This window comes from Bradyrhizobium sp., from assembly GCF_017881085.1.
In the GTDB taxonomy this organism is placed as follows: domain Bacteria; phylum Pseudomonadota; class Alphaproteobacteria; order Rhizobiales; family Xanthobacteraceae; genus Bradyrhizobium.
Window position 1 is genome coordinate 1 of sequence record NZ_JADGRI010000318.1, and the last position, 6,039, is coordinate 6,039.

General features: G+C 66.3%; 6 protein-coding genes. 1 reads left to right on the top strand and 5 read right to left on the bottom strand.

From position 1 onward, the window contains the following. The coding region (locus tag QZ213_RS23185) for a response regulator (RefSeq protein WP_291688416.1) at window positions 1–306 on the top strand (306 nt) is incomplete at its 5' end. A 66-nt stretch (window positions 307–372) separates the two neighbouring features. Here QZ213_RS23185 and QZ213_RS23190 read toward each other — a convergent pair. From QZ213_RS23190 to QZ213_RS23210, 5 genes are all read right to left on the bottom strand, one after another. Beyond that, window positions 373–1,227, bottom strand: a complete 855-nt coding sequence (locus tag QZ213_RS23190) for a TIGR01459 family HAD-type hydrolase (RefSeq protein WP_291688417.1) — start codon at window positions 1,225–1,227, stop codon at window positions 373–375. 15 nt (window positions 1,228–1,242) lie between these two features. Next, the gene (locus tag QZ213_RS23195; RefSeq protein ID WP_291688418.1) at window positions 1,243–2,688 is read right to left on the bottom strand and encodes an EAL domain-containing protein; all 1,446 of its coding nucleotides are present in this window, start codon (window positions 2,686–2,688) and stop codon (window positions 1,243–1,245) included. Window positions 2,689–2,799: 111 nt separating this feature from the next. Next, window positions 2,800–3,933 carry a YihY/virulence factor BrkB family protein gene (locus QZ213_RS23200; RefSeq protein ID WP_291688419.1) on the bottom strand — a complete coding sequence of 378 codons (1,134 nt, stop codon included), beginning with the start codon at window positions 3,931–3,933 and terminating at the stop codon, window positions 2,800–2,802. Continuing rightward, the gene (locus QZ213_RS23205; RefSeq protein WP_291688420.1) at window positions 3,933–4,520 is read right to left on the bottom strand and encodes a phage holin family protein; all 588 of its coding nucleotides are present in this window, start codon (window positions 4,518–4,520) and stop codon (window positions 3,933–3,935) included. The genes QZ213_RS23200 and QZ213_RS23205 overlap by 1 nt, the downstream gene beginning before the upstream one ends. Before the next feature lie 141 nt (window positions 4,521–4,661). Next, window positions 4,662–6,008 carry an aspartate aminotransferase family protein gene (locus tag QZ213_RS23210; RefSeq protein WP_291688421.1) on the bottom strand — a complete coding sequence of 449 codons (1,347 nt, stop codon included), beginning with the start codon at window positions 6,006–6,008 and terminating at the stop codon, window positions 4,662–4,664. Between the last annotated feature and the right edge of the window lie 31 nt (window positions 6,009–6,039).

Sequence of the window (6,039 nt, forward strand, 5' to 3'; positions counted from 1 at the left end):
GGCTTCGAGAATATCGACGACGCCAGCGACGGATCGGCGGCGCTGAACAAGATGCGCGGCAAGAAATACGGGCTGGTGATCTCCGACTGGAACATGGAGCCGATGACCGGCTACGACCTGCTCCGGGAGGTCCGGGCCGATCCCAATCTCGCCACCACGCCGTTCATCATGATCACGGCGGAATCCAAGACCGAGAACGTGATCGCCGCCAAGAAGGCCGGCGTGAACAACTATATCGTCAAGCCGTTCAACGCCGCGACGCTGAAGACCAAGATCGACGCGGTCTTCGATGCGGTGAGCGCGTAAGGCCCTCTCAGGCGAGCACGCGATTAGCGCCCCCTCGGTGTCGTCCCGGCGCCGGGAGAAGCAAGCCTACCACCGCAGCTCCCGCGTCAGCGCCCGCGGCGGGTGGCCGAACAATTCCTTTAGCGAAGCGGGATCGAGCTGATCGATTCCCTCGAATTCCTCGGCGTGGATGCCGCGGGTCACGAACAGGCAGTCGACGCCGAATCCGTGCGCGCCCGCCAGATCCGTCCGCACGGAATCCCCGATCGCCAGCACGCGGTTGAGCGCGATCGGATGGTTCTGGCGCTCGGCCGCGAGCTCGATGGCGCGCTCGTAGATCGGCCGGTGCGGCTTGCCGTAGAAGATCACCTCGCCGCCGAGCTCGCGATAGAGTTCGGCGATCGCGCCGGCGCAGTAGATCAGCCGGTCGCCGCGTTCGACGACGATGTCGGGATTGGCGCAGATCAGCGTCAGCTTGCGCTCGCGGGCCTGCAGCATCATCGCGCGATAGTCCTCGGCCGATTCGGTTTCGTCGTCGAACAGACCGGTGCAGACGATGTAGTCGGCCTGCTCCAGCGGCGCGAATACGGGATCGAGGCCGCGGTGGATCGAACTGTCGCGCTCCGGGCCGATCCAGTACATTTTTCGGCCGGGGTGGCTGGCGACGAAATGCCGGGTCAGGTCGCCCGAACTGACGATGGCGTCATAAATCTCGTCGGCAACGCCGAGCTTGCGCAATTGCCGCTGCACCGAATCGGCGGGACGCGGCGCGTTGGTGATCAGGATCACGGTGCCGCCCTGGCTGCGGAAATGATGCAGCGCCTCGCAGGCCTCCGGAAACGCCTCCAGCCCGTTATGCACCACGCCCCAGATATCGGAGAGCACGACTTCCACGCCGCCGACCAGGTCGCGCAGTCTCTCGACAAATCGCAGTGATGTCATGACCGGGACGGCCGGTCAGCCCGGTCCGGCGACGCGCCGCGCCAACGCGGCATTGCCGGTCGTCCGCGGGGGATCGATAGCCGGGTTGTCGACGGAAACGGACTTGGCGGAGCCATTGGATTCCTGCGCCTTGGTGGGAGCGGCCCCGCCGGTAGCAGATGCGCCCTCGGGCCGCAACGGCCGGGGCGGCGCAAACAGAAATCCCTGGCCGAACCGCACATCGTAGTCGAGCAGATCGACCACCGCGCGCTCGCCTTCGATCCGCTCGGCGATCAGGTCGATGCCGAAGCGGCCGAGCAGGTCGGAAAGGTCGGAAGGATGGATGTCGGACGCCGTGTTCTGCCGCGGATCGAGCAGCAGCGCGGCCGGCACCTTGATGAAGCGGACGCCGCGGTCGGCGAGTTCGCGCGGCTCGATCCTGAGATCGGTGACGTGATCGATCGAGAAGCGGAAGCCGCGCTGCGCCAGCGCCGCGAGATGCTCGGTCTCGGTCGGGCCGAGATTGCGGAACGTCGCCTGCTTGAACTCGAGCACGAAGGACGATGCCAGCGCGCGGTTGGCTTCGAGAAAATCCAGGCATTGCGCGAAGATGGTGGGATTGCCGAGCGTCGCCGCGGCGACGTTGCAGAACACGCCGACGTCCTTGTTGCGCACCATCAGCCGGCGCAGCACCTGCACGCATTTCAGCATCACCATATTGTCGATCCGCCCGATCAGTCCGGCGGATTCGGCGACCGCGATGAAATCGTCGGCGGCGAGAAGCTGGTCCTTGTCGTCGCGCAGCCGGGTTACCGCTTCGTAGAAGCGCACCTTGCGCTGCGGCAGGGTCACCATCGGCTGCAGATAGATCTCGACCCGGTTCTCCTCGACGGCGCTCTTCACCGCGGCGAGGATTTGCGCGTGGCCGCGGGAGGGCGCGGGCTCGCTGGCGACGACGGGAGCCCGGGCCGCGGGCGGCGCCGCGGCGTTCCGCGCCCCTCCCGACGACAACGGCAGCTCCGCTTGCCGTTCGTCGGCGGGCTTGCCGGCAGGCTCGGCAGTTGCGGCGGCCGCGCTGGCCGCCAGCATGTCGTCATGGCTTGCGACAGATACTGCGAGCTGCTTGACCAGCGCTCCCAGCTCGTTGATTTCGCCGGCCACGGCCTGGATGCGGTCAGCGCCGGCGGAATTCGCCGACACCACCTTGCCCTCGACGGCGGCGAGGCGGCGGCCGAATTCGGCGACCTGACGGGCGAGGTCGGCGGTGCCGCGCGACAGGTCAGCGATCTGGCTGCCGACGTCGGTGCGATCGCGCAGCCGCATCGATACCGCGTTGTAGAGAATCAGGAAGGTCAGCGCGGTGAGCGCCACGATCGCGGATTCCGTTCCGCTGATGCCGGCCACCGAATAAAGGACCAGGCCGAGGGATGCTGCGACCAGCACCATGCAGATGGCGATGAAAATCGTGGAAATGCGGATCATGTTGCGCGGAAGGCCCTCATCCCCTTGTCCCCTGGCAAGAGCGCGCACCGCACAAGCCCGCCAGCGCTTCCTCAAGCGCTGCAACCTTAGCATTAATGTTGATTCGAAAACCTAGTGTTCTTTCGATACGTCCGGAACCGCCGGTCCCGGCGTGCCGGCCATGACGGCGTCGCGGACGCCGAGCGGCCTGGGAGGGCCGACCGTGGTGTCGAGCGCGGTCTGGCGCTCGATTTCCGAGTTCAGCTCGGCGCCGCACAGCACGATGATGGCCGACATCCACATCCACATCATCAGCCCGATCGCCGCGCCCAGCGAGCCATAGGTCGCGTTATAATTGCCGAAGTGCGACAGATACAGAGACAGGAGCGCGGAGCCCGCGATCCAAAGTACGGCGGCGGTCACGGCGCCGACGCTCAGCCACCGCCAGCGCGCCGGCCGCCGGCTCGGCCCGAACCGGTAGAGCAAGCCGAGCGCAGCCACCAGAACCGCGAAAAGCAATGGCCATCGTGCCAGCGCGACAATGGTCTCGCTGTCCGGTTCGAGACCCAGATGATCGAATGCCAGCGGCAGCGCCACCACCGCTCCCACCATCAACAGGAGGGCCGCAATGCCGCCGGTTGTGAAGGCCAGCGAAAGCAGGTTCAGCCGGAAGAAGCCGCGCTTCTCACGCTCCTCGTAGACGACGTTGAGGGCGTCGATCACCGCCTTGACCCCGGCGTTGGCGCTCCAGATCGCGAAAGCGAGGCCGAACAGGAACGTTGCCCCCAAAGCGGCATCGCCCTTGTCGAGCACGCGGGCGATCTGGTCCTGCACGATCTGGAACGAGCCCTCCGGCAGCATCAACGCCAGTGTCTGCAGATTGGCGCCGATGGTCGACGGGCTGGCGAACAGACCGTAGCAGGAGACCAGCGCCGTGACCGCCGGAAATATCGCGAGCAGGCCGAAGAACACCACGCCGGCGGCTGTGGCCAGCAATCGGTCTTCGCCGGTCCTGACATAGGTGCGCCACAGGATGTCCTTCCAGCCGGCCCATGGAATCCGCAGGGGATTGCTGGCATGCCATCCATGGCCGGACTGCGATCCTTGGCGCCGGCCGCCGTCGCGCCGCGCCCCGGAACCCGCGTGGTCGGGATTCGCGTCTCGCGGCGGGCTTGTTTGAAACCAGTTCTGCGCGGTCAATATCAGAATGCTGGTGACCGCGATCAGCAGCAGGTTGTCGCGATGCTGGGACCTTTGGTCGGACATCAGGCTTCCGGTCGACGTACCTGCCGTCGTCTTAGCGCCGCCCAGCCCAGCAAGGTCGCCGTCAGGATCAGGCCGGCCCGAATGCTCGCGTTGTCCCGATCGTTGCCGAACGCGGCTCTCGGCCGTCGGTCGTGCCGGGGAGCTGGCGCCGGTGGCGCCAGCAGGATCGCTTCGGCGGTGTCCCTGGCGGCCTCGATCTGATCGGGCTTGACCGGATTGGTCTTGATGGCGACGCGCAGGCGGCTGGTCAGCGATGGAAACTGCGGTGGCGGGCGCTTCAATCTTGCGGCGGCCATGGCGGCACAGATCGCCGCAATCAGCACCAGCAACGCGCCGATGGCGCCGAAGGCCGGAAACAGTCCGTATCGGATCTCGATCCAGCGAAACAGCGCCGACGTGCCGACCAGGCAGGCCGCGATCAGAAAGACGCCCGCGGCGGCAAAAAGCCCGGCGGCGACGGCGTAGGAGGCGGCCGTATCCGTAGTCTGACGGGTACGGTCGCGCAGATAAGACCGCGTCGCCAGCTTGATCTGGCTGAGTTTGAGCGCGAGCCCCGTGCGAAGCAAGCTGTTCGACAGCGAAGGCATATCCGGCATTCCTCCACGGCAGCGACGCCGACCGTCGCTGTCGTGATTGAACGTGGATTGGTTTCGAATGTTCCGCGGGGGTGGGCGGCAGAGATCTACTCCTCGCCCCGCGCGCTTGCGGGGGGAGGGGTGAGAAGATCCTTACGCCACAGCGCGGATGATCTTGGCGACCTTGCCGACGATCTCGCCGATCTGGTCCTCGGTGACGATCAAAGGCGGCGTCAGCGCCAGCGTGTCGCCGGCGATGCGCAGCATCAAATCGTTGTCGTGGAACGCGCTGTTCAGCGCGTCGAAGCCGCGCTTGCCGGGAGCGTCCGCGCGCGGCGCGAGATCGATGCCGGCGGTCAGGCCGATGGTGCGGATATCCACGACATTCGGCTCGCCCTTCAGCGACATCACGGCATCGGCGAATTTCGGCTCGAGCTTGTTGGCCCGCTCGAACAGCTTTTCGTCGCGGTAGATATCGAGCGTCGCCAGCGCCGCGGCGCAGGCGATGGGATGCGCCGAATAGGTGTAGCCGTGCGTCAGTTCCACCATGTGCTCCGGGCCGCTCATGAAGGCGTCGTGGATGGTGTCGCGCACCAGCACGCCGCCCATCGGGGCGGCGCCGTTGGTGATGCCCTTGGCGAAGGTCAGCATATCCGGCAGCACGCCGTAACGCTCCGCGGCGAAGGCAAAGCCGAGCCGGCCGTAACCGGTGATGACCTCGTCGAAAATCAGGAGAATGCCGTGCTTCTGGGTGATCTCGCGCAGCCGCTTGAGATAGCCCTTCGGCGGCGGCAGCACGCCGGTGGATCCCGCCATCGGCTCGACGATGACGGCGGCGATGGTCGAGGCGCCGTGCAGGTTGACCAGCCGCTCCAGCTCGTCGGCGAAATGCGCGCCATATTCCGGCTCGCCCTTGGTGAAGGCCTGCTTGTCGCGGTCATAGGTGTGGGGCAGATGATCGACGCCGGCGAGCAGCGTGCCGAACATCTTGCGGTTGTTGACGATGCCGCCCACGGATGTGCCGCCGAAGCCGACGCCGTGATAGCCGCGCTCCCGCCCGATCAGGCGGCTGCGGGTGCCCTGACCCTGGGTCTGGTGATAGGCCAGCGCGATCTTGAGCGCGGTGTCGGCGGCTTCCGATCCTGAATTGCAGAAGAACACGTGATCGAGGCCGGCGGGCGCCAGATCGGCGATGCGGCTGGCGAGCTCGAAGGCTTGCGGAATCCCGAACTGGAACGGCGGCGCATAATCCAAAGCCTCGGCCTGCTTGGCGATCGCCGACGAAATCTGGGTGCGGCCATGGCCGGCATTGCAGCACCACATGCCTGCGGCGGCGTCGATGATCTTGCGGCCGTCGACGGTGATGTAGTGCATGTCCTTGGCGCCGGCGAGCAGCCGCGGGTTTTTCTTGAAGGCCCGGTTGGCGGTGAACGGCATCCAGTGCGCAGCGAGGTCGTTGGGCACATTGACGGCGGCGGGGCGTGGGCTCTTGTCCAGCATGGGGGCCTCTTCAAGTCTTGGGGCGTGTCGG

Excerpts from the sequence above, each read along its gene's own strand:
- QZ213_RS23190 (WP_291688417.1), bottom strand. The coding sequence starts at position 1,227 with ATGACATCACTGCGATTTGTCGAGAGACTGCGCGACCTGGTCGGCGGC.
- QZ213_RS23195 (WP_291688418.1), bottom strand. The coding sequence starts at position 2,688 with ATGATCCGCATTTCCACGATTTTCATCGCCATCTGCATGGTGCTGGTC.
- QZ213_RS23200 (WP_291688419.1), bottom strand. The coding sequence starts at position 3,933 with ATGTCCGACCAAAGGTCCCAGCATCGCGACAACCTGCTGCTGATCGCG.
- QZ213_RS23205 (WP_291688420.1), bottom strand. The coding sequence starts at position 4,520 with ATGCCTTCGCTGTCGAACAGCTTGCTTCGCACGGGGCTCGCGCTCAAA.
- QZ213_RS23210 (WP_291688421.1), bottom strand. The coding sequence starts at position 6,008 with ATGCTGGACAAGAGCCCACGCCCCGCCGCCGTCAATGTGCCCAACGAC.